Below are 21,319 nucleotides of genomic sequence, written 5' to 3' on the forward strand. Positions count from 1 at the left end.
GCGGGGTGCGCCGCGACCCGTCCGCCGCACCCCGCTCAGTCGTCGCCCACCCCCAACTCCCGTGCCAATACCGCCGCCTGGAGCCGACTGCGCAGCTCCAGCTTGGCCAGCAGCCGACTGACGTGGGTCTTCACGGTGGCCTCCGCCATCGCCAACCGCACCGCGACGTCCGCGTTGGACAACCCCTCGCCCAGGCATCCCAGCACCTCCCGCTCCCGCGGGGTGAGCGCCGCCAGCACCGCCGGGTCCGGGGCCGGCCGGTCGCCCGCGGCCCGGCCGCCCGCCCCGGGCCGGGCGAACTCCGCGATCAGCCGCCGGGTCACCGCCGGCGCGATCACCCCCTCGCCGGCCGCCACCGTGCGCACCGCGGTCAGCAGCGTCGCCGCGTCGCTGTCCTTGAGCAGGAAGCCAGCGGCGCCCGCGCGCAACGCGCCGAACACGTAGGCGTCCAGGTCGAAGGTGGTCAGCACCAGGACGTCGGCCAGCTGCTCGGCGGTGATCCGGCCGGTGGCCGCGACCCCGTCCAACCGGGGCATCTGGACGTCCATCAGCACCACGTCGGGCCGCAGGGCGTGTGCCAGCCGGACCGCCTCCTCGCCGTCCACCGCCTCCCCGACCACCTCGATGTCGGGCGCGGACCCCAGGATGAGGACCAGCCCGGCCCGTACGGCGGACTGGTCCTCGGCGACCAGGACCCGGATCGGCTGCGCCGCGGCGCCTGTCATCGTCGTCCTTCCTCTCCGGCGGCGGGCAGCGCGGCCCGCACCAGCCAGACCGTTCCGTCCGGCCCGTCCGTCGGGCCGGCGTCGAACTCCCCGCCCAGCAGGGCGATCCGCTCCCGCATGCCGACCAGCCCGGCCCCGGACCCGGGGGCGCGGGGGCCCGGCCGCTCGGCGTGCGGACTGCGAACGGTGACGGTCAGCGGCCCGGCGGGGCCGTCGTGGGCGATCCGCACCCGGACCTCGCCGGGCGCGGCGTGCTTGAGCGCGTTGGTCAGCGACTCCTGGACGATCCGGTACGCGGCCAGCTCGACCGGCGCCGGCACGGGCGCCTGGCCCGGGCCGGTCGGCCGCCGCGCGTCGTCCAGGACGAACGTCAGGCCGCTGGTGGCGCCGTTGGCCCGGGCCTGGTCGACCAGGGCCCGGAGCCCGTCGAGGGTGGGGGTGGCGGCCGGCTCCTCACCGCCGGCCCGCGCGTCCCGCAACAGCCCGATGAGCCGACGCATCTCGGCCAGCCCCTGGACGCTGTTCTCGCGGATCACGCCGAGCGCCGTCCGGGTCGCGTCCGGATCGTCGAGGGTCTGGGCGGCGGTGGCGTGGATGGCGATCGCGGACAGGTGGTTGGCGACCAGGTCGTGCAGCTCCCGGGCCATCCGGGCGCGTTCGCCGGCCACAGCCTGGCTGCGGTCCATCTCGGCCAGCAGCGCGGTCTGTTCGGCCCGCAGCCGGGCGGCCTCGGCGGCGTCCCGGTGGTTGCGGAGCATCAGCCCGGTCCAGGCCGGCACCACGGTGACCAGCGCGATCCCGATGCAGAGCAGCACCACCTGCGGATTCGGCCACAGCGCCGCCGTGACGAGGGTGATCAGCACCGTCAGCAGCTCCGAGCCCCGCGGGACCCACCGGGTGGCGGCCGGCGGCCCGTACAGCACCGCGGCGTAGACCACGTCGGTGAACATCAGGACGGTGGCGACCAGGGTGCCGGTGGCGACGTCCAGCGCCAGCGCCGGCACCGCCACCGCCAGCGCGGCCATCGGAGCCACCCGGCGCAGGAGTTCGGCCGCCGCCATCGCCGCGAGCGCGAGCAGCGTCACCGCAGCGGGCAGCCCGAACAGCGGCGGTCCGCCGCGCAGGTGCAGCAGCCACAGCAGCACCCCGACGGCCAGCCCGCCGCCCGCGAGCAGCACGTCGTGGTGGTGCGGCCGTCGGGACGCGGCGGGGACTCGAACGCTCACCCCTCCATCCAACACGGCCCCGGCGTCGTCCGCCGCCACCGGGCGGACGGCCTCGGCCGCGCCGACTACATCGAAAGGTGCAGCGCCGGATCGTCGCCGCCGACGACGTCCGGGCCCCCGACGGCTGGGAGTCTGAGAAGGACCGCCCCGCCCGGTGGGAGCCCCGGAACCGCCCGGGGCGCGGAGCGGTCGGAAAGGAGATTCACCGTGGTCGTCACCCTGATCATCGCCTGCGAGGTCGGCTTCTGGGTGCTGCTCGTCGCCGGCCTGGCACTGCGCTACCTGGCGCGGATGCCGAGGACCGGGGCGGCCGTGCTGCTGCTGGAGCCGCTATTGGAACTGGCGCTGCTGATCGTCACGGCGATCGACCTGAAGAACGGGGCCGCCGCGGACTGGAAGCACGGCCTGGCCGCCGTCTACATCGGCTACACCGTCGCCTACGGGCACGCCACCCTCGCCTGGGCCGACCGGCTGGTCGCGCACCGCTTCGCCGGCGGCCCGCCGCCCGTCAAGCGGTACGGCATGGACCGCTTCCGGCACGAGGCGAAGCTGTGGCTGCGCACCGTGCTGATGGCCGCGGTGGCGGCCGCCCTGCTCCAGTGCGCGATCTGGTACGTCGGCGACGGGGACGTCGCCTCACTGCGGACCTGGCAGGCCGCGACCGTGCGCCTCGTGGCGATCCACGGCGTGATCGCGCTGACGTACCTCCTCTGGCAGAAGAAGGCCCCCGAGGACCAGGCCGCACCGCAGCAGACCCCGACCCGGCCCCGGCACAAGACCCTGGGCTAGGTACAGCCGCTCAGCGCTCCCCGCCCGGCACCCACAGCACGTCCCCGACCTCCTTGTTCGCCGTCCGCGCGAGGATGAACAGGAGGTCGGAGAGGCGGTTGAGGTAGGTGGCGGTCAGCGGGTTCATGGTGTCGCCGTGCTCCTCCATGGCCGCCCAGGTGGCGCGCTCGGCCCGACGGACGACGGTGCACGCCTGGTGGAGCAGGGCCGCCCCGGGGGTGCCGCCCGGCAGGATGAAGCTGCGGAGCTTCTCCAGCTCCGCCAGGAAGCGGTCGCAGTCCGCCTCCAGCTTGTCGACGTAGGACTGCTCGACGCGCAGCGGCGGGAACTCCGGGTCCGCGACGACCGGGGTCGACAGGTCGGCACCGACGTCGAAGAGGTCGTTCTGCACCCGCAGCAGCACCGCGGCGACCTCCTCCGGCAGCGCACCGAGCGCCAGCGCCACGCCGATCGCCGCGTTGGCCTCGTTGGCGTCCGCGTACGCCGCGATCCGGGAGTCGGTCTTGGCGGTCCGGCTCATGTCGCCGAGCGCGGTGGTGCCCTTGTCTCCGGTACGGGTGTAGATGCGGGTCAGATTCACCATGGGGCTGAGACTACGCCGCGGCCCGGCGGAAGGCCCGGGCGCACACGACCGCCGCCGGCGCCGCGCCCCGACCGCCCGCGACCGGTGCGCCCACCGTCCCCGCGCGCGCGGCGGGGCGCCGGGCGGTCCGCCCCTCAACTACGCCGCGCGGCCGGCCGCCTGACGGTCCCCCGGACGCCGCGCGGGGCCCACGGTGTGATGTCCGTCATCCGAGACGTGACGCGCATCTCTTCACCGCCAATCGATCGCCGGTGACCGCTAACGTCACTCAGGACCGTCAAATGCACAGGGTTGAGGGGACAGCAGTGGCAAAGAAGCTTGCCGTCATCGGCGCCGGACTGATGGGTTCCGGCATCGCGCAGGTCTCGGCCCAGGCGGGTTGGGACGTGGTCCTCCGCGATGTGACGGACGAGGCGCTGGCCCGCGGCAAGGGCGGCATCGCCGCCTCCTTCGAGAAGTTCGTCGCGAAGGGCAAGCTGGAGGCGTCCGCCGCCGAGGAGGCGCTCGGTCGGATCACCACCACCACCGACCTGGACGCCGTCGCCGACGCGGACGTCGTCGTCGAGGCCGTGTTCGAGAAGATCGAGGTCAAGCGCGAGATCTTCCAGGCGCTGGACAAGCTCGCCAAGGACGACGCGGTGCTGGCCTCCAACACCTCGGCGATCCCGATCACCAAGATCGCCGCGGCCACCTCCCGGCCCGAGCGGGTGGTGGGCACGCACTTCTTCTCGCCGGTGCCGATGATGCAGCTCTGCGAGCTGGTGCGCGGCTACAAGACCAGTGACGAAACCCTCGCCAGGGCCCGGGAGTTCGCCGAGTCGGTCGGCAAGACCTGCGTCGTGGTCAACCGCGACGTGGCCGGCTTCGTCACCACCCGGCTGATCTCGGCACTGGTCGTCGAGGCCGCCAAGCTCTACGAGTCCGGGGTCGCCAGCGCCGAGGACATCGACGTCGCCTGCAAGCTCGGCTTCGGCCACGCCATGGGGCCGCTGGCCACCGCCGACCTGACCGGCGTCGACATCCTGCTGCACGCCACCGAGAACATCTACACCGAGTCCCAGGACGAGAAGTTCGCCCCGCCGGAGATCATGCGCCGCATGGTGGACGCCGGCGATATCGGCCGCAAGAGCGGGCAGGGGTTCTACGCACACTGACGCCGCGTCAGTCTGTACTCCGGCGGGGTCACCCCGCAGGGTGATTTCGGTATCGGTTCGCTTACAGACGGCAACTTCGCCGCATGAGAGGCAGTCAGATCGGTAGACGACAATGCACCACAACCCATGACATCGGGGAGCGCATATGCACATCAGGGGCGACCACGCCGAGCTGGTCGTCGGGGGCCGCCTCGACGTCCGCAGCGCGGCGGACGCCCGTACGGTCCTGCACACCGCGGTGGACGCCGGTCGCGGTGACCTGGTGCTGGACCTGACCGAACTGGATTCGTGGGACGCCACCGGGCTCGGCGTGATCATGGGGGCGCACCGCCGGGCCGGCCGCAACAACCGGCGGTTGGTCCTGCGCGGGGTGCCGCCGCAGATGCAGCGGCTCCTGGTCGCCACCCGGCTCCACCGCATCCTCGCGATCGAGGGCGGGATCGAAGCGGAATCGCTTCCCCGGGTGTGAGGCGGGGCGCGGTCACCACCCGCGCCCCGCCTCACCACGGCCATATCAGGCAAAGCGCTGCGAACCGTACATATCGCCCGATCTGGTGTGGTATCCGTCAAGGTGCCACCCCGCCTGTGCCCCGTGCCGGGGATCGGTCTATGGTTCGGTTGCCCGCCGTGTGCCATCATCCGCGGCGAGGCACCGGACCAGACGCGACGGCTGAGGAGATCCGCCGGAGCCGGGGGAGTGCGGACGGCCGGAAGCACCGACGGCACGCACATCTGGGAGCTTGCAGCATGGACCCGAACACCACCCCGGGGCCCGAGGAACACGGCCGGCAGGACGGTCCGGCCGGGCCGCCGCCCTCCGAGGCCACCGGCAGCCAGGGCGGATCCGGCGGCCTCGCCCGCGTCGTCCGGCTCGTCTCCGGCAACTACCTCGTCACCGTCAACCCGGTCGACGGGTGCGAAATACAGCCCTGCCCGCCCGGCGAGCGCCCCGCCCCGCCGGTCAAGCTCGACCCGCAGGAACGCGCCGCCGCGGCCCGCGCCGCCCAGCCGCCGGCACCGTCCGGCCCGGTCTCCTTCGCCGGCCACGAGATCCTCCTCGAAGAGCGCTCCGAGGACATCGCCCGGCTGGTCCGGCTGCTGACCCGCGGCCGCTCGGTCCGCGTCACCGGCCCCGCCGGCTCGGGCCGCACCCGCCTGCTGGACGCGGTCGCCGGCAGCGTCGCCGACCTCGCCCCGGACGGCGTGGTCCGGCTCTCCGGCTACCACCGCAGCGTCACCGACGTCCTGCACGCCCTGTTCGCGGCGGTCTACCGGGCCCCGCAGCACCGCCCGGAGCGCCCGGAGCTGCTGCGCCTGCTTGGCGGCATCGGCGCCGTCGTCGTCCTCGACGACCTGGAGTTCGGCGGCGCCGCGCTCGACGAGCTGATGGAGGCCGCCCCCGAGTGCGCCTTCCTCTTCGCCGCCACCCCCGACGCGCCCGCCCCCAGCGCCGACGCCCACGTCGAGGAGGTCTTCGTCGGCGGCCTCAGCAAGGACGCCGGCCTGCGGCTGCTGGAGCGTGCCGTGGACCGCCCGCTCACCCGCGACGAGAAGACCTGGGCCACCGACCTCTGGTTCGAGTCCGAGGGGCTGCCGCTGCGGTTCGTCCAGGCCGCCGCCCTGCTCCGGCAGCGCGACAAGGCCCGGACCGCACCCGGCGCCCTCGACGACGGCTACGGCCTCTTCCCCGAGGACGGCCCGGCCGACGCGACGAACCCGGAGCAGCGCCCCGGGGCCCCGCTCCCGGCCGTCGGCGAGGCCGCCGCGCCCGCCCCGCTGCTCGCCGAGCGGCTCGGCGCCGCCGCGCAGGAGACCCTCCGCTTCGCCCTCGCCCTGGGCGGCGAGCTGCCGCACCAGGCACACCTGCCGGCCCTCACCCAGGACACCCACGCCGACGCCGCCCTCGGCGAACTCCTCGGCTGCGGTCTGATCAGCCCCGCCGGCGGCCACTACCGGCTCGCCGCCACCGTCCAGGAGCAGCTCACCGAGGCCGGCTACGCCGAGGGCGCCGCCGCCCGGGCGCACACCGCCGCCCAGCACTACGCCTGGTGGGCCGGTCACCCCTCGGTCACCCCCGAGCGGGCCGCCGCCGAATCCGACGCGGTGCTGGCCGCCATGGCCGTACTGACCGGCAGCCGGGAGAACGGCCACCCGGCCGCCGCCGTGCTGCTGGCCCGCACCGCCGCCCCCGCGTTCGCCGCGGCGCTGCACTGGAGCGCGTGGGAGCGCAGCCTGCGGCACGGTCAGGAGGCCGCCCGGCTGGCCGGTGAGGTCGCCCAGGAGGCGTACTTCCACCACGACCTGGGCGTGCTGGCCCTGTGCAGCGGCAACGTCGACCGGGCGCGCGCCGAACTGGAGGCGTCGATCGGCCTGCGCGGGGTGCTCTCCGACCGCGACGGCGCGGTCGCCGGGCGCCGGGCCCTGGCCCTCGTCATCGACCGGTCCCGGGCCGCCGCGGCGGACGCGCCGACCACCCTGCTGGCATCCGTCGGCCCGGCCGTCGCCGCCGGCGGCACCGTCGGCGGGCAGGGCGCTGCGGAGCCGCACGACCCGGCCGCCGAGGCGTCGCCGGACGTGGTGTCGACCGCCAAGCTCCAGGCCGTCGCCCGGTCGGAAGGCCCGGCCAGTACGGTCACCGCCCGACCCGCCGCCGGGACCGGCCGGCCGGCCCCCTCGTCCGGCGAGACCACCGCCGCCCTCCCGGCCGCGAAGGCCGCGGCCGCCGCGGCGCGCGCGCAGACCGGTGGCGCCGCCGGCGGCCTGGGCCGCGGCGTCCGGCGCACCGGCCGCCGCAACCTCATCGCCGGCGGCGCCGGAGTGCTGCTGGCCGCCGCGCTCGGCACCGCCCTCACCTTCGGCCTGTCCTCCGGCACCTCCCACCCGCACGACGACAAGGTCACCACCGACCAGTCCCCGGCCGCCGGCGGCGACAGCCAGGAACCGGCCCAGGAGCCCGGCACCGGCGCCGGTCTGCCGCCGACCGGTTCGGGCACCACCCGACCGGGCACCCCCAGCGCCCCGGGCCACCGCCCCACCACCGCGCCGACCGCCACCGGCACCACCGGCGCCCCCACCACCCCGTCCGGCGAACCGACCTCCGGCACCACCGGCCCGACCGGCGGACCCACCTCGCCCACCGGCCGCCCGACCCACCCCACGCACAGCCCGACCAGCAGCCCCACCGACCCCACGCCGACCCAGAAGCCGACCGACGAGCCGACGGACCCCACGCCGACCCAGAAGCCCACCGACACCCCGACCGGGCAGCCGCCGACGACGTCCGGCGGCTCCTCGGGCGGCAACCCGTCCGGCAGCAACTCCGCGGTGGCGCCGTCCGCGAGCGACGGCGGCGCGGCCACCGCCTCGGACACCCCGCCGGCCTCGTCCGACCCGTCGACGGCATCCAGCCAGGGCACGCCGGCCGGCTGACGCCCCCGGCGTCCCTCGGGCCCCACCCGGCACACCCGGCACAGGCCGGAACGTCACGACGGCCCGGTACGCGCGCCGCCCGCCAGAGTGGCGGGAGGCAGGCGTACCGGGCCGTCGTCGTCCGGTCGGCGCGGGCCGGTCAGAACAGTCGCAGCTTGTCGTCCTCGATGCCGCGCAGCCCGTTGTAGTCCAGCACCACGCAGCCGATCCCGCGGTCCGTGGCCAGCACCCGGGCCTGCGGCTTGATCTCCTGAGCTGCGAAGACGCCCTTCACCGGCGCCAAGTGCGGGTCACGGTTGAGGAGTTCGAGGTAGCGGGTGAGCTGCTCGACGCCGTCGATCTCACCGCGCCGCTTGATCTCGACGGCGACGGTCTGCCCGTCGGCGTCCCGGCACAAGATATCCACCGGGCCAATGGCGGTGGGGTATTCACGCCGAATAAGCGAGTAGCCCTCGCCCAGTGTCTCGATCCGGTCGGCGAGCAACTCCTGGAGGTGGGCCTCCACGCCGTCCTTGATGAGCCCGGGATCCACCCCGAGCTCGTGGGAGGAGTCGTGCATGACCTCCTCCAGGGTGATGATGAGCTTCTCGCCGCCCTTGTTCTCCACCGTCCAGACGTTGCCGTCGCCCTCCTTGAGGGAACAGGGCGGGGACATCCAGTTGAGGGGTTTGTAGGCCCGGTCGTCCGCATGGATGGAGACGGAGCCGTCCGCCTTCACCAGGATGAGGCGGGGGGCGGAAGGAAGGTGGGCCGTGAGCCGACCCGCGTAGTCCACGGAGCAGCGGGCGATGACGAGACGCATGGTGCGCCACGCTACTCCAGCCGGGGCCGCCGACGCGATTCGCCCCCGCCCCGGGGTCCCTTTACGGCGGAAACCCCCGCACCCCCGGCGCGGGTCCTTGGCCGGTTGTATGTCCAATCTCCTGGTGCGGGCCCCTTGCGCGGCATACCGTTGACGCGGGGGGTCGCGGGGCGAACACGCTCTGTCGCGAATTCCCCTTGTCCCATCCATAAGGCCCCGTTCGTCCCGACGGGGTCGCGAGAGGAGAACCTCATGTCGCTCGACGTCTCACCGGCCCTCCTCGAACAGGCCGAGCGAGGCGAGGTCGACGAAGCCGCGTTTGTCGACTGCGTCCGCACCTCCCTGCCCTACGCATGGGGGATGATCAGCTCTCTGGTGGACCGGCTGAAGGCGGACGGTGGAGAGTTCGCCGACAACCTGACGCCGCCGCCGAACGAGCAGGCGCGCGGCCAGCTGCTCCGTGCACTGGCGAGTGACGCCATCCGCGGCTCGCTGGAGCGCTACTTCGGAGTGCGCCTCGCCTTCCAGAACTGCCACCGGGTCGCGGTCTTCCCGCTCGACCCGGCCGTCGACCAGCGGCTGGCCCGCTTCACCTCGGTCCGCGGCCAGTTGCTGAACCAGTCGCCCGAACTCCGCGACTGCTGATCGGAGTTGCTGCCGCTGAGCCGGTAGCCCGGAGCACCCTCCGGAGCCGCGCACCGGCGGCAGCACCACCGACCAGCCGTGCTCCAGACCGGTGAGAGCTGACCCCGCCGCCCACCCCCGGCGGGGTCACACCAACTGCGGCAGCACCTCCGCGCCCAGCCGCCGGACGTTCTCCTCGGTGGCGGCGAGGTCCCCCGAGCCCTCCACCATCAGCGCGAACCGTCGGATCCCGGTGCGCTCCGACGTCGCCGCCAGCCGGTCCGCGCACAACTCCGGCGGTCCCACCGGGTGCAGCGCGCACAGCAGTTCCGTGTACGCCAACGGATCGCGCATCGACCGGTACCGGCCGTCGACCGTCACGTGCGCGCCCAGGCCCTGCCGGAACCAGCCGGGCATCGCCTTCGTCAGCGTCTCCACCGCGGCCGACCGGCCGTCCGCGACCTGCACCACCCCGGCCGAGACGTGCTCCGCCGCGGCCACCTCGCCCGGCGTCCGGCCGGCCGCCAGCGCCGCCGACCGCCACAGCGCGACCATCTCCGCCTTCTCCTCGTCGCCGCAGTGCATCCCGAGCAGCATCGGCAGCCCGCGCGCGGCGGCCAACCGGACCGAGGACGGCGAGGTGCAGGCCACCACCACCGGCGGACCGGCGGTCAGCCCCTGCGGATCGTCCGGATCGACCAGCGCCTCGGCCGCCCGCGGCACCACCGCCACCTCGCGGAACGCGTACCGTTCGCCGTCGGCGCCCACCCGCGGCTCGCGCAACCAGCGCAGCAGCAGATCGAGTGATTCCGGGAAGCCGTGCTCGTACGCCGCGAGACCGGCGCCGAAGACCTCCAGATCCACCCACGGGCCACCCCGGCCGACGCCGAGCGTGAACCGGCCCTCCGACGCCAGGTGCAGCAGCGCCGCCTGCTCGCCGAGCGCCACCGGGTGCTGGGTCGGCAGCACGCTGACCGCCGTGCCGACCCCGATCCGCCGGGTCCGCCCCAGCAACAGCGCGGCCAGCGTGGCGGCCTGCGGGCAGACCCCGTACGGGACGAAGTGGTGTTCGGCCAACCAGACTTCGTCGAGTCCGGCCTCTTCCGCGGTCTGTGCGGAACGCACCGCGCGGTGCAGTACTTCCCCCTGCCCCTGACCGGGGAATTGGGCGGCCAGGATGAAAGCCCCTACGCGCATCGCTCTCTGCCTCCTTGCAGCCGACGCGACCCCCCCTCACCCGGCAACAACGGGTGACACGTGCCCAGGGCACGGCCTGACGCGAAATTTCCAGATCATCGCAGAAACGTGACGGCGGACTTTTGCCCCTGACCGCGCCGCGTACGCTGGTGACAGCCCTCCCCCTAGCTCTCCACTCCGTTTGGGCAGGGGGCTCCCCTCCCCGTCGATCTGCCGAGGTGTGCCGTGTCCCCGCGTCGAAACCGCCAAGGCGGTGCGAATCCCCCCGACCGCGCGGACCACTCCGGCGCCGGCCGCTACGGCTTCGAGACCACCGAGGAGTGGCGCGGCGAGGACTGGGTGGTCCGCCCGGTGGGCGGCGGCGGCGCGGCCAAGCACTACCGCTGCCCGGGCTGCGACCAGGAGATCCCGCCCGGCGTCCCGCACGTCGTCACCTGGCCCCGGCACGGCGACGTCGACGACCGCCGGCACTGGCACAAAGCCTGCTGGAACGCACGGAACCGCCGGAGCGCACGGCTCCAGCGGTCCCGTAATGCACCGCGGTACTGACCGCGTCACCCGTCACACGTCGCGCTGCCGCATGGTCGCGTAGGCGGCGCCGAGCGCGACGGCGGCGAGGCCCATGACGATCCACAGTGGCTGCCAGCCGGACGGGCCGCCCTCCACGAACGGGAACTTGTTGCCGTACATCACGGTGAGCTGGTTGGGGATCGAGTAGCCCATCAGGAAGTTGCGCACCCCCTCCAGGCTGTCGGCGAACATGAACATCGACAGCACGAACGGCAGCAGCACCATCCCGATCATGATGGTGACGGCGCCCGCGGAGTGCCGGATCAGCGAGCCGACGGCCAGCGCCAGCAGCCCGAGGAACGAGACGTACAGGCCGATGCCCACCGTCGAGCGCAGCCACTCGCCGGCGCCGACCTCCACCCGGCTGATGCCGCCGATCATGGCGTTGTCGGTGAGCGCGACGAGGCCGGTGACGACGGTGGTCACCGCGAAGGTCAGTGCGAAGAAGACGAGCGCCTTGGCCGCCAGCACCCGGCCCCGGTCCGGACAGGCCGCCAGGGTCGTGCGGATCAGGCCGGTGCCGTACTCCGAGGAGGTCACCAGCACGCCGAGCGGCAGCACGCACAGGACGCCCAGCAGCATCCCGAAGAGCCCGAAGAACAGCGGCGAGGTGTCGCCGACGGTGCTCATCGACCCCACGGACGTGGCCACCAGCACGCCGATGCCCAGGACGAGGACGGTCATCACGCCCAGCGTCCACACCGTCGACCGCACCGAACGGATCTTGGTCCACTCGGCGGCCAGCGCGTGACCCAGGTGCGTGGGGCGCACGGGGAGGGGCGAGATGTAACCGGGCGCCGCAGCCTGCCAGTTGGCGGGCGGGACCGGTGACTGCTGCGGCGGGGCCGGCGTGGCATACGGCGGGGCGGCATGCGGCGGGACCGGCGGCTGCGCGGCGGCGGTGAGCAGCATCGTGCCGGCCTCCCTGCCCGGCCCGTGCGCCGACAGCGGCGTCGGCTCGGGGTGACCACCGGCCGGCGGCTGCGCCTGGAGCAGCATCGTGCCGGCCTCCTTGGCGGGCGCCGGCGGGGCCGGGGCCGGGGCCGGGCCCGGCGGCTGGGCCTGGAGCATCATCGTCCCCGCGTCCTGGGCGGGGGCCGGCTGGACCGGCGCCGGCTGCGCCGGGGCGGGCTGCGGCGGAACGGCGGGCGGCATCGGCCCGGCGGACGGGGCGGGCGCGGGCACGGCGGGCGGCATCGGCTGCGCACCGGGCGCCGGCTGCGGCTGGGGCTGCTGAGGGCTGGTCATCGGGCGTCCTGGGTGTGCGGCACGGGCTGGTCGGTCGAGGCGGCGGGCGGCGCCGGGGGGCCCGCCGGCGCGTACGGGGCCGCGGGCGAGGGCGGCTGCTGCCCGTACGGAGCCGAGGGTGCGGGCGGCTGCTGCCCGTACGGGTGGGGCGCACCGTACGCGGCGGGTGCCCCGTACGGGTGACCCTGCTGCGGGGGCACCGGCCCGCCCGGCACCGGGACGGCCCGGGCGTAAGGATCCTGCGGGGCGTACGGGTGCGGCGGCGGTCCGGGCGTCGCCAGCGGCACCTGGCCCGGCGCGCCCGGCTGGCCCGGCACGAAGCCCTGCGGCGCGGCGGCTCCCTGCGGCGGGTAGCCGGCCACCGGTTGCAGTCCGGCCCGCTGGTCGGCGGTCGAGCGGTAGTCGACGGCCCCCTGCGTCATCCGCATGTACGCCTCCTCCAGCGACGCCTGGTGCGGCGACAGCTCCCACAGCCGGACGCCGGCCGCGTGCGCCAGCTCGCTGATCCGGGGCAACGGCACCCCGGTCACCCGCAGCGCACCGTCCGCCTCCGGCGCCGCCTGGCCACCGGCCTCGACCAGCGCCGCGGTCAGCTTCTCCCGCTGCTCCGGCGCACCGTCCGGCGTCCGCACCCGCGCGAAGTCCGCCGAGTTGGCGGAGATGAAGTCCTTGACGGCCATGTCCGCGAGCAGCTGCCCGCGGCCGATCACGATCAGGTGCTCCGCGGTCAACGCCATCTCGCTCATCAGGTGCGAGGAGACGAAGACCGTACGGCCCTCGGCCGCCAGCTGCTTCATCAAGTTCCGCACCCACAGGATGCCTTCGGGGTCCAGGCCGTTGACCGGCTCGTCGAAGAGCAGCACCTGCGGGTCGCCGAGCAGCGCCGCCGCGATGCCCAGCCGCTGCCCCATGCCGAGCGAGAAGCCCTTCGAGCGCTGGTGGGCGACGTCCTGGAGTCCGACCACCCCCAGCACCTCGTCGACCCGCTGGGCCGGGATCCCCGACAGCTGCGCCAGCGACAACAGGTGCGCGCGTGCGCTCCGTCCGCCGTGCACGGCCTTCGCGTCCAACAGCGCACCCACCAGGCGCGCGGCGTTGGGCGTCTGACGGAACGGGCGACCACCGATCGTGGCGTGGCCGGCCGTCGGGGCGTCGAGGCCCAGGATCATCCGCATCGTCGTCGACTTGCCGGAGCCGTTGGGCCCGAGGAAGCCGGTGACGGTTCCCGGACGCACCTGGAACGACAAGTTGTGCACGGCCGTCTTCGGCCCGTAGCGCTTGGTCAGGCCGACTGCCTCGATCAATTCTCCGCCCCTCGCGAGATGGTCGGGGCAGAGGCGGCCTCGTGCCCCCGTGAGGGTTATGAGGCTATCGGGACGTTGACGGTTCCCGCCAAAACGGCGGAACCGCCGGCCGGCGTCCGCCCGGCCTCAGGCGTCCCGCTTGTTCAGCAACAGGTAGCCGACCAGCAGCGCGGCCGCCGTCCACGCCGCCATGATCCCGAAGCCGCCCCACGGCCCGTACGGCGTCTCGTCGTTGACCGGCGCCACCACCTGCATGATCTTCGAACCGGCCTGGTCCGGGAGGTAGCGCCCGATCCGCCGGGTCGCCGACACGTTCCCCAGGATGTTGGAGATCAGGAAGAAGAACGGCATCAGGATGCCCAGCGACAACATCGGGCTGCGCAGCATCGTGGCCACCGCCATCGAGAACAGCGCGATCATCATCATGTAGAGCGCGCCGCCGACCACGGCCCGCAGCACCCCCGGATCACTGAGGTGGGCCCGGTGCTCGCCCAGCGCGGCCTGTCCCACGAAGAACGTCAGGAAGCTCGTCGCCAGCCCCACCACGAAGACCAACGCGGTGGCCACCAGCAACTTGCAGAACAGGAACACCCCGCGCTGCGGCACCGCCGCCAACGACGCCCGGATCATGCCGGTGCTGTACTCGTTCGACACCACCAGCACCCCGAAGACGATCATCGCCAGCTGCCCCAACCCCATCCCCGCGAAGCTGATGTTGGTGGGATCGAAGGCGAGCCGCCGTTCGTCCGGCATCGCATCGAAGTCCCTCCGCGCCAACGTGCAGATCACCACGCCCAGCAGCACGGTGACCACCACCGCCGTGCCCAGCGTCCACACCGTCGACCGCACCGACCTGATCTTGACCCACTCCGCACGCAGGGCCTGCCCGACGACAGCCATCCGTCAGCTCCTCTTCCTCTGCCAGCCCGCACCCCAACCTCCCGGTGGCGCCCCGCCCGACAGCGCCCGCTCCGGAACCACCGGCCGCGGCGGCATCCCGCGCCCCGGCACCGGCCGTCCGCCGGCGTGCGCGTGGTACTCCACCGCCCCGGCCGTCAACTGCATGAACGCCTCCTCCAAGGACGCCTGCTGCGGGCTCAGTTCGTGCAGCACCACCTGCTGCGCCGCCGCCAGCTCGCCCAGCCGCTCCGCCGGCACCCCGTCGACCTCCAACGCGCCGCCTCGACGGGCCGCCGCCCGGATGCCCGCCCGGTGCAGCACGTCCAGCAACCGTTCCCGATCCGGCGACCGCAGCCGCACGTACGACCGCGAGTTCTGCCGGATGAACTCCGCCATCGAGGTGTCCGCGAGCAACCGCCCCTGCCCGATCACCACCAGGTGCTCCGCGGTCAACGCCATCTCGCTCATCAAATGGGACGACACGAAGACCGTCCGCCCCTGGGCCGCGAGGTTCTTCATCAGATGGCGGATCCAGTGGATGCCCTCCGGGTCCAAGCCGTTGACCGGCTCGTCGAACATCAGGATCCGCGGGTCGCCGAGCAGCGCCGCCGCGATGCCCAGCCGCTGCCCCATGCCGAGCGAGAAGCCCTTCGACCGCTTGTGCGCCACCGACGTCAACCCGACCAGGTGCAGCACCTCGTCGACCCGGGTGCGCGGAATGCCGTTGCTCCGGGCCAGGCACAGCAGGTGGTTCGCGGCGCTCCGGCCGCCGTGCATCGCCTTGGCGTCCAACAGCGCCCCGACGTACCTCAACGGGTCCTTCAACTGCCGGTAGTGCCTGCCGTAGATGCGCACCGAACCGGCCGTCGGATTGTCCAGACCGAGCACCATCCGCATGGTGGTGGACTTCCCCGCACCATTGGGACCGAGAAAGCCGGTGACGATGCCCGGCCGCACCGTGAACGTCAACCCGTCCACCGCGACCTTGTCACCGTAATGCTTGGTCAGCCCCATGAGCTCGATCATGTACCGCACGCTAGGTCCACCCCTGGACCCCCGCCAGCCGGGCGACGCCGCCCGCATGAGGCTTCACACGACCGCGCCCCCGCACCACCACAACGGGCGGTACGGGGGCACGATCCGCGCGACGCGAAGCCCTCCGGCGTCAGGCGACCTCAGCGGCTCTGCTGGGCCGGCACGCCACGGGAGACCGACTCGTCGTCGCCGGGCGCACCGGCGGCGGCCACCGCCGCACCGGTCAGCGTCGCCAGCATCTCGCGGACGTTGGTCAGCTGCGCGTTGATGGAGTCGCGGCGGTTGGTGAGCGCCGCCAGCTCGCGCTCCGATTCGCTGCGGATCCGGTCGGCCTTGGCGTTGGCGTCCGCCACGATGTCCTCGGCCTGACGCTGAGCCGTCTCCACCGTCTGCCGGGCCCGACGCTCCGCGTCCGTCCGCAGCTTCTCGGCCTCCAGGCGCAGCTGCTCCGCCCGGTGCTCGATCTCGGCCAGGCGCTTCTCCGCCTTCGCCTGACGCGAGGCCAGGTCGCGCTCGGACTGCTCGCGGCGCTTGGCGAGGTTCGTCTCGAAGTCCGCGGCGGCCTGCGCGGCCTTGGCGCGGGTCTCCTCGAAGAGGGCGTCCGCCTCCTCCCGCTTGGACTGGGCGTCCTTCTGCGCCTCGGAACGCAGCGTGGAGGCCTCACCCTTCGCCTTCTCGACGATCCGGGCACCCTCGTCCTCGGCCTTGGACTTGCGCTCGACGGCGAACGCCTCCGCGTCGTTGCGGACCTGCTGGGCGGCCGACTCGGCGAGCTCGCGGTGCTGCTCGGCGGCCCGACGGGCCTCCTCGCGCAGCTCCTTGGCCTCCTCCTCCGCAAGACGGAGGATCTTCTCCACGCGCGCCCCGAGGCCCGCGTAGGAGGGTTCGGCGTCGGTTACCTGGGCCTGGGCGTTCTGCGTCTCGAGGTGCAGCTCCTCGATGCGCTTCTCCAGCGAGGTGATACGGGCCAGCGCACTGTCGCGGTCCGCGACCAGTTTCGTAATGCGGTCATCCACCTGACCGCGGTCGTACCCACGCCGCACGAGCTCGAAGCCGAAGGGGGAGGAAGTGTCGCTCATGGGGTTCCTGTCGAAAGAGACCGGTGAGGTGATAAGGAGAATCCTAGGGGTCTTAACGGCGTGTCATCGAGTCATTGCGCGTTTGAAGTGGAGAATGACCCCTCATTTGAGTGGCTACCCCTCAGACTGCTTGCCACTCGAACGAGTTGTCCCGGCCCCCGCGGCGGCCTTCGCCGCCCCCTCCTTGCCGTCCCCGCCCTGCGTCGGCACCTCGAACGACTCCAACGCCTCCAGGACGTCCTGCACCCGGGAGATCTCGGTGTTGATGTCCTTGCGCCGGCGCGCCAGCACCTCCAGCTCCCGCTTGCCCTCCGCCACGATCCGCGCGGCCTCCTCCTTGGCGTCGGCGCGCATCGTGTCCGCGTCCCGCACCGCCGTGCCCTTCTTGTTCTCGGCCTCCTTGATCAGGCCCTCGGCCTTCTTCACCGCGGCGATCCGCACCTTGCTCGCCTCGCTGTTGGCGTCGGCCAACAGCTTCTCGGCCTTCTCCTCGGCCTCCGCCTGCTGCGCGGTGGCCTGCGCGATCAGCTTGTCCACCCGCTCGCCGGCGTTCTTCATCGCCTCGGCCGACTCCCGCCGGGCCCGCTCGTGCAGCTCCTCCACGTCGGACTCGACCCGGACCCGCAGCTCCTCCGACCGGTCCCTTATGGCCGTCGCGTCCCGCCGCGCCTCACCGAGCAGCGTGTCCGCATCCGTCCGCGCCTTCTCCACGCGCGCGTTGCCCTCGGAGGTGGCCTCGCGCACGATCCGCTCGGCCTCCGTGCGGGCCGCCCCGACCATCGTGTCGGCCTGCTCCTCCGCGGCGGTCGCGGTCTTCAGCGCCTCCTCCTGCGCCTTGGCGATCAACTGGTCGGCCTGCTCGGCCGCGTCGCCACGACGCTTGGCGGCGTCCTTGCGCGTCTCGTCCAACAGCCGGTCGGACTCCTCCTGCGCCTCGGCCCGCTGCCGCTCGGCAGCCGCCTCGGCCTCCTTGCGGACCTTCGCCGCCTCCGCCCGCGTGCGGTTCGCGTGCTCCTGCGCCGTCGTGACGGTCTCCGCCGCCTCGGCCCGCAGCCGGTCGGCGTCCGCCGTGGCCGTCGCGAGCATCCGGTCCGCCTGCTCACGGGCGTCCGCCCGCGCCCGGTCCGCCGCGCGCTCGGCCTCCGCCGACCGCTCCGCGGCCTCCGCCCGCAGCCGCTCCGCCTCGCCGGCGGCCTCCGCCACCAACTCGTCGGCCTGCGCCGCCGCGTCCGCCCGCGTCTTGTTGGCCGCCGACCGGGCCTCGTCCGCGACCCGCTCGGCCTCGGAGCGCGCGCCCTCCAGCGCCTCGGCCGCCTCGGCCCGCAGCCCCTCGGCCGTCTTGGTGGCCTCGGCCACCAACCGCTGCGCCCGCTGCTCGCCCTCGGCCCGCAGCCGCTCGGCGGCCTCCCGGCCCTCCCGGACCGCACGCTCCGCGTCGTCCTGCGCCGACGACGTCAGCTCGGCCGCCTCGGTGACGATCCGTTCGGCCTCCGCCCGCGCCTCGGTCAGCAGCCGGTCGCACTGCTCGGCCGCCTCCGACCGCATGCGGTTGGCATCGTCCCGCGCCTCGGCCCGGGCGCGGGCCGCGTCCTGCTCCGCCGACGCCAACGCGTCCGACGCGTCGGTACGCAGCTGCTGCGCCTTCGCCGTCGCGTCCCCGACCGCCTTCGTCGCCTTCGCGGTGGCCTCGGCGACCAGCCGTTCCGCTTCGTCGGTGGCTTCGGACACCAGCAGGTCGGCCTGCTCGGCCGCCTCCGAGCGCGCGGCGTTGGCGTCCCGCCGCGCCCCGTCCAGGACCTCCGCCGCCTCGGCCCGCGACTCCTCGGCCTTCGCGGTGGCCTCGGCGACCAGTCGCTCGGCTTCGTCGGTGGCTTCGGACACCAGCAGGTCGGCCTGCTCGGCCGCCTCGGACCGCGCGGCGTTGGCGTCCCGCCGCGCCCCGTCCAGCACCCCGGCCGCTTCCGACCGCAGGCGCTCGCCCTCGTCGAGCGCCTCGGCGACCGTCCGCTCGGCGAGCGCCTTCGCGGCGTCCGTCGCCTCCTGGGCCTCGGCCCGCACCCGCGCCGCGTCCTGGGAGGCGCGCTCCCGCTCCGCGTAGGCGTCCGAGCGGACCCGGTCCGCCTCCTCCTGCGCCTCCGCCTTCGTGCGTTCCGCGGCGTGGTCCGCCGCCGAACGCAGCCCGGCGATCTCCTCGTTGGCCTGCTCGTGCAGCCCGGCCACCGCGTCGCGCACCTGCTGCGCGGTCTGCTCGGCCGTCGCCACCAACTCGGTCGCCCGCCGGTCCGCCTCCTCGACCAGCCGCTCGGCCTCCGCCTGCGCCTCACTGACCCGGGTACGGGCCGACGCCAGCAGTTCCTCGCTCTGCTCCCGCGCGGCGGTGCGCTCCTGATGGGACTCCTCGCGCGCCTCGCCCAGCAGCTGCTCGGCCTCCCGGCGCCGCCGCCCGGCCTCCTCCTGGGCCTCGGCGAGCGCCTCCGCGGCCTCCGTGCCCGTACGCTCCGCGGCGGCAGCCGCCTCCGCACGCACCCGGTCCGCGGTCTCCTGCGCCTCCGCCTTCAGCCGCTCGGCCTCCGCCGCCGCCTCACCGCGCAGCCGCGTCGCAGCCGCCTCGGCCTCCGACCGGGCCGCCGACGCGTCCCCGGTCGCCTCCGACCGCAGCCGCTCGGCCTCCTCCTCGGCCTGCTGCTGGAGCGACCGCCGCCGCTCCGCGGCCTCGGCCTTGAGCCGGGCCGCCTCCTCCTGCGTCTCCCGCCGCAGCCGCTCGGCCTCGGAACGCGCCTCGCGCAGCGACTCCTCGGCCGCCGCCAGCTTCTCCTCGGCCTCGCCGCGCAGCCGGTCCAACTCCGCCTGGGCCTCGGTACGCCGCTCCTCGGCGGCCTCCTCGGCCTCGCCGCGCAGCCGCTCGGCGCCCTCCTCCGCCTCGCGCGTCAACTCCTCGGCGGCCTGCGTGCCTTCCAGCAGCAGTTGCTCGCCCTCGGTGCGTGCCCGCTCCAGCGCCTCCTCGGCCTGCCGGCGCAGCGAAGCCGCCCGCTCGATGGCCTCCGTCCGCACCCGCTCGCTCTCCGCGACCGCGCCCGAACGGGTCTCCTCCGCGTCCGACTTGGCCTTCGACAGCAGCTCCTCGGCGGTCCCGGCCGCCTCCTCGATCTGCTGGACGGCCTCCCGGCGCGCCTCGCTGCGGATCCGCTCGCCCTCCGCGACCGCATCCGCCCGCAGCTGCTCGGCCTCGCCGCGCAGCCGCCGCGCCTCCTCCTGGAGTTCGGCGGTCTTGGCGCGGTACTCCTTGGTGTCGTTCTTCGCCGCGCCCTTCAACTGCTCGGCGGTGTCGTGCGCCTGCTCGCGCAGCCGGTCCGCCTCCGACTCGGCCTCCCGGCGCAGCCGCTCGGCCTCCTCGGCAGCGGCCTTCGTGGTCGCCTTGGCGTCCTCCGACGCCTTGGTCACCATCTCCTCGGCGGCCCGCGCCGCCTTGGCCAACTGCGCCGCGGAGTCCTCCGCCGCCCTCGACCGCGCCGACTCCTGCGCCTCGGAGAGCAACCGCTCCGACTCCGCCCGGGCGTCCGCCCGCTGCTGCTCGGCCTCCGCCCGCAGCGCCTCGGCCTCCTTGGTCGCCTCCGCGACCAACCGGGCGACCTCCGCCTTGGCCGTGCGCGAGCGCTGCTCGTTCTCCGACTCCGTCGCCGACAGCCGCTTGCCGGCCGCCTGCTGAGCCTCCTCGACGAGCTTCTCGGCCTCGGCCCGCGCCTCCCGCAGGGCCGTGTCGGCCTCCTGCACCCGCGCCTCGGCGGTGCGCGTCAACTCGGCCGCCTGACGGCGCGACTCCTCCGACTCCGCACCCGCCGACGTCCGCAGCTGCTCGGCCTGGTCCGTGGCCTCCTGGGCCTGGCTGGACGCGGCGTTCAGCAGCCGCTCGGCGTCCGTGCGCGCCCGGCGCAGGATGGATTCGGCTTCGCTGCGCGCCTCCTCGGCGGCCGTGCCCAGCCGCTCCCGGGCCCGATCGGCCAGCCGCTGCGCCTCGGCCCGCGCCGTCGCCAGCGCCTGCTCCGACTCGGCCCGGGTCTCCTCCATCAGCCGCCGGGCCTGCGACTCGGTGCGCGCCCGCAGCTGCTCCGCCCACGCCACGTTCTCGTTGACGTGCGACTCGACCGTCTGCCGACGCTCGTTCAGCTCCTCGTCCAACCGCTGCCGGCGGGTGACCGCCTCGGCGTGCAGGTCGCCGTCCAACCGGGCCTGACGCTCGGCCGCTTCCTGCAGCAGCCGTTGGGTCTGCGCCCGCGCCTCGCGGACCTCCCGCTCGGCGTCCGAACGCAGCTGGTCCGCCTGGATCTGCGCATTGCGCAACAGCTGTTCGGCCTGATGGCTGAGGTTGTCGTAGGCAGGCCGGGACGCGAGGTTGCGACGCGCCTCGTGGAGCTTGGCACGCAACACCTCGACCTGGTAGCCGAGGTCGTCGGCGTGCTGGACGGCCTTGTCCCGCTCGGTCTTCAGCCGCTCCATCTCGGCTTCGAACTGCGAGAGGTGGTCGGTCTCAGCCCGCTGACGCTCCTGGCGCTCGTTGCCCCGCACTGCGCGGTCCCATCCGTCCCCTGGTCATGGCGGCGGCCGGCTCCGGCACTGCGGCGCGCGTCCCGTACCCGTCACGGCGTACCGGACCTGC

The 21,319-nt window shown here is 74.2% G+C and carries 17 protein-coding genes; 6 read left to right on the plus strand and 11 right to left on the minus strand.

Translation table 11 applies throughout. The features are described from left to right. Positions 1 to 35 precede the first annotated feature (35 nt). Complete coding sequence (locus tag ABD385_RS06275) at positions 36 to 725, minus strand: response regulator (RefSeq protein WP_344573977.1); 690 nt, start codon at positions 723 to 725, stop codon at positions 36 to 38. Further along, on the minus strand, positions 722 to 1,951 hold the full coding sequence (locus ABD385_RS06280) for a sensor histidine kinase (protein ID WP_344573978.1): 1,230 nt from the start codon (positions 1,949 to 1,951) through the stop codon (positions 722 to 724). The genes ABD385_RS06275 and ABD385_RS06280 overlap by 4 nt, the downstream gene beginning before the upstream one ends. A gap of 207 nt (positions 1,952 to 2,158) precedes the next feature. Here ABD385_RS06280 and ABD385_RS06285 point away from each other — a divergent pair, with 207 nt between their 5' ends. Further along, positions 2,159 to 2,740 (plus strand): hypothetical protein, encoded by a 582-nt coding sequence (locus tag ABD385_RS06285; protein WP_344573980.1) that lies wholly within the window; start codon positions 2,159 to 2,161, stop codon positions 2,738 to 2,740. Between the two features lie 10 nt (positions 2,741 to 2,750). Here the strand turns inward: ABD385_RS06285 and ABD385_RS06290 are convergent, their stop codons facing one another. Further along, a complete protein-coding gene (locus ABD385_RS06290; protein WP_344573981.1) occupies positions 2,751 to 3,323 on the minus strand; it encodes a cob(I)yrinic acid a,c-diamide adenosyltransferase in 573 nt (190 codons plus the stop codon). A 305-nt stretch (positions 3,324 to 3,628) separates the two neighbouring features. On the opposite strand from ABD385_RS06290, the gene ABD385_RS06295 reads away from it, so the two are divergent. The 3 genes from ABD385_RS06295 to ABD385_RS06305 all read left to right on the plus strand — a co-directional run bounded on the left by ABD385_RS06295 (position 3,629) and on the right by ABD385_RS06305 (position 7,906). Then, entirely contained in the window at positions 3,629 to 4,477 is an 849-nt protein-coding gene (locus ABD385_RS06295; RefSeq protein ID WP_344573982.1) for a 3-hydroxyacyl-CoA dehydrogenase family protein, read from the plus strand. A gap of 145 nt (positions 4,478 to 4,622) precedes the next feature. Continuing rightward, on the plus strand, positions 4,623 to 4,946 hold the full coding sequence (locus ABD385_RS06300) for an STAS domain-containing protein (RefSeq protein ID WP_344573983.1): 324 nt from the start codon (positions 4,623 to 4,625) through the stop codon (positions 4,944 to 4,946). A gap of 278 nt (positions 4,947 to 5,224) precedes the next feature. Beyond that, positions 5,225 to 7,906: a P-loop NTPase family protein gene (locus ABD385_RS06305; protein WP_344573985.1), complete on the plus strand. Its 2,682-nt coding sequence runs from the start codon at positions 5,225 to 5,227 to the stop codon at positions 7,904 to 7,906. Between the two features lie 139 nt (positions 7,907 to 8,045). On the opposite strand, the gene nucS is transcribed toward ABD385_RS06305, so the two are convergent. Then, entirely contained in the window at positions 8,046 to 8,708 is a 663-nt protein-coding gene (gene nucS / locus ABD385_RS06310; protein ID WP_344573986.1) for an endonuclease NucS, read from the minus strand. Between the two features lie 252 nt (positions 8,709 to 8,960). Between nucS and ABD385_RS06315 the strand changes: the two genes are divergently transcribed. After that, positions 8,961 to 9,353 (plus strand): SCO5389 family protein, encoded by a 393-nt coding sequence (locus tag ABD385_RS06315; protein ID WP_344573987.1) that lies wholly within the window; start codon positions 8,961 to 8,963, stop codon positions 9,351 to 9,353. Between the two features lie 126 nt (positions 9,354 to 9,479). Here ABD385_RS06315 and ABD385_RS06320 read toward each other — a convergent pair whose 3' ends face one another. Next, positions 9,480 to 10,529 carry an LLM class flavin-dependent oxidoreductase gene (locus ABD385_RS06320; protein WP_344573988.1) on the minus strand — a complete coding sequence of 350 codons (1,050 nt, stop codon included), beginning with the start codon at positions 10,527 to 10,529 and terminating at the stop codon, positions 9,480 to 9,482. A gap of 225 nt (positions 10,530 to 10,754) precedes the next feature. On the opposite strand from ABD385_RS06320, the gene ABD385_RS06325 reads away from it, so the two are divergent. Next, positions 10,755 to 11,078 carry an ATP/GTP-binding protein gene (locus tag ABD385_RS06325; RefSeq protein WP_344573989.1) on the plus strand — a complete coding sequence of 108 codons (324 nt, stop codon included), beginning with the start codon at positions 10,755 to 10,757 and terminating at the stop codon, positions 11,076 to 11,078. Positions 11,079 to 11,090: 12 nt separating this feature from the next. Here the strand turns inward: ABD385_RS06325 and ABD385_RS06330 are convergent, their stop codons facing one another. From ABD385_RS06330 to scy, 6 genes are all read right to left on the minus strand, one after another. Continuing rightward, positions 11,091 to 12,347 carry an ABC transporter permease gene (locus ABD385_RS06330; protein ID WP_344573990.1) on the minus strand — a complete coding sequence of 419 codons (1,257 nt, stop codon included), beginning with the start codon at positions 12,345 to 12,347 and terminating at the stop codon, positions 11,091 to 11,093. Continuing rightward, a complete protein-coding gene (locus tag ABD385_RS06335; protein ID WP_344573991.1) occupies positions 12,344 to 13,651 on the minus strand; it encodes an ABC transporter ATP-binding protein in 1,308 nt (435 codons plus the stop codon). Before ABD385_RS06335 ends, ABD385_RS06330 begins: the two co-directional genes overlap by 4 nt. A gap of 126 nt (positions 13,652 to 13,777) precedes the next feature. Next, positions 13,778 to 14,551 (minus strand): ABC transporter permease, encoded by a 774-nt coding sequence (locus ABD385_RS06340; RefSeq protein ID WP_344573992.1) that lies wholly within the window; start codon positions 14,549 to 14,551, stop codon positions 13,778 to 13,780. A 3-nt stretch (positions 14,552 to 14,554) separates the two neighbouring features. Next, a complete protein-coding gene (locus ABD385_RS06345) occupies positions 14,555 to 15,577 on the minus strand; it encodes an ABC transporter ATP-binding protein (RefSeq protein WP_344573993.1) in 1,023 nt (340 codons plus the stop codon). 149 nt (positions 15,578 to 15,726) lie between these two features. Further along, positions 15,727 to 16,665: a coiled-coil domain-containing protein gene (locus ABD385_RS06350; protein WP_344573994.1), complete on the minus strand. Its 939-nt coding sequence runs from the start codon at positions 16,663 to 16,665 to the stop codon at positions 15,727 to 15,729. 114 nt (positions 16,666 to 16,779) lie between these two features. Further along, positions 16,780 to 21,228 (minus strand): polarized growth protein Scy, encoded by a 4,449-nt coding sequence (gene scy / locus ABD385_RS06355; RefSeq protein ID WP_344573995.1) that lies wholly within the window; start codon positions 21,226 to 21,228, stop codon positions 16,780 to 16,782. Positions 21,229 to 21,319: the final 91 nt, after the last annotated feature.

This window comes from Streptomyces lunalinharesii (assembly GCF_039532155.1).
GTDB classification, from domain to species: Bacteria; Actinomycetota; Actinomycetes; order Streptomycetales; family Streptomycetaceae; genus Streptomyces; species Streptomyces lunalinharesii.

Coding starts and splice junctions, on each gene's coding strand:
- ABD385_RS06330 (WP_344573990.1), bottom strand. CDS start 12,347: ATGACCAGCCCTCAGCAGCCCCAGCCGCAGCCGGCGCCCGGTGCGCAG.
- nucS (WP_344573986.1), bottom strand. CDS start 8,708: ATGCGTCTCGTCATCGCCCGCTGCTCCGTGGACTACGCGGGTCGGCTC.
- ABD385_RS06290 (WP_344573981.1), bottom strand. CDS start 3,323: ATGGTGAATCTGACCCGCATCTACACCCGTACCGGAGACAAGGGCACC.
- ABD385_RS06345 (WP_344573993.1), bottom strand. CDS start 15,577: ATGATCGAGCTCATGGGGCTGACCAAGCATTACGGTGACAAGGTCGCG.
- ABD385_RS06275 (WP_344573977.1), bottom strand. CDS start 725: ATGACAGGCGCCGCGGCGCAGCCGATCCGGGTCCTGGTCGCCGAGGAC.
- ABD385_RS06305 (WP_344573985.1), top strand. CDS start 5,225: ATGGACCCGAACACCACCCCGGGGCCCGAGGAACACGGCCGGCAGGAC.
- ABD385_RS06340 (WP_344573992.1), bottom strand. CDS start 14,551: ATGGCTGTCGTCGGGCAGGCCCTGCGTGCGGAGTGGGTCAAGATCAGG.
- ABD385_RS06320 (WP_344573988.1), bottom strand. CDS start 10,529: ATGCGCGTAGGGGCTTTCATCCTGGCCGCCCAATTCCCCGGTCAGGGG.
- ABD385_RS06315 (WP_344573987.1), top strand. CDS start 8,961: ATGTCGCTCGACGTCTCACCGGCCCTCCTCGAACAGGCCGAGCGAGGC.
- ABD385_RS06350 (WP_344573994.1), bottom strand. CDS start 16,665: ATGAGCGACACTTCCTCCCCCTTCGGCTTCGAGCTCGTGCGGCGTGGG.
- ABD385_RS06300 (WP_344573983.1), top strand. CDS start 4,623: ATGCACATCAGGGGCGACCACGCCGAGCTGGTCGTCGGGGGCCGCCTC.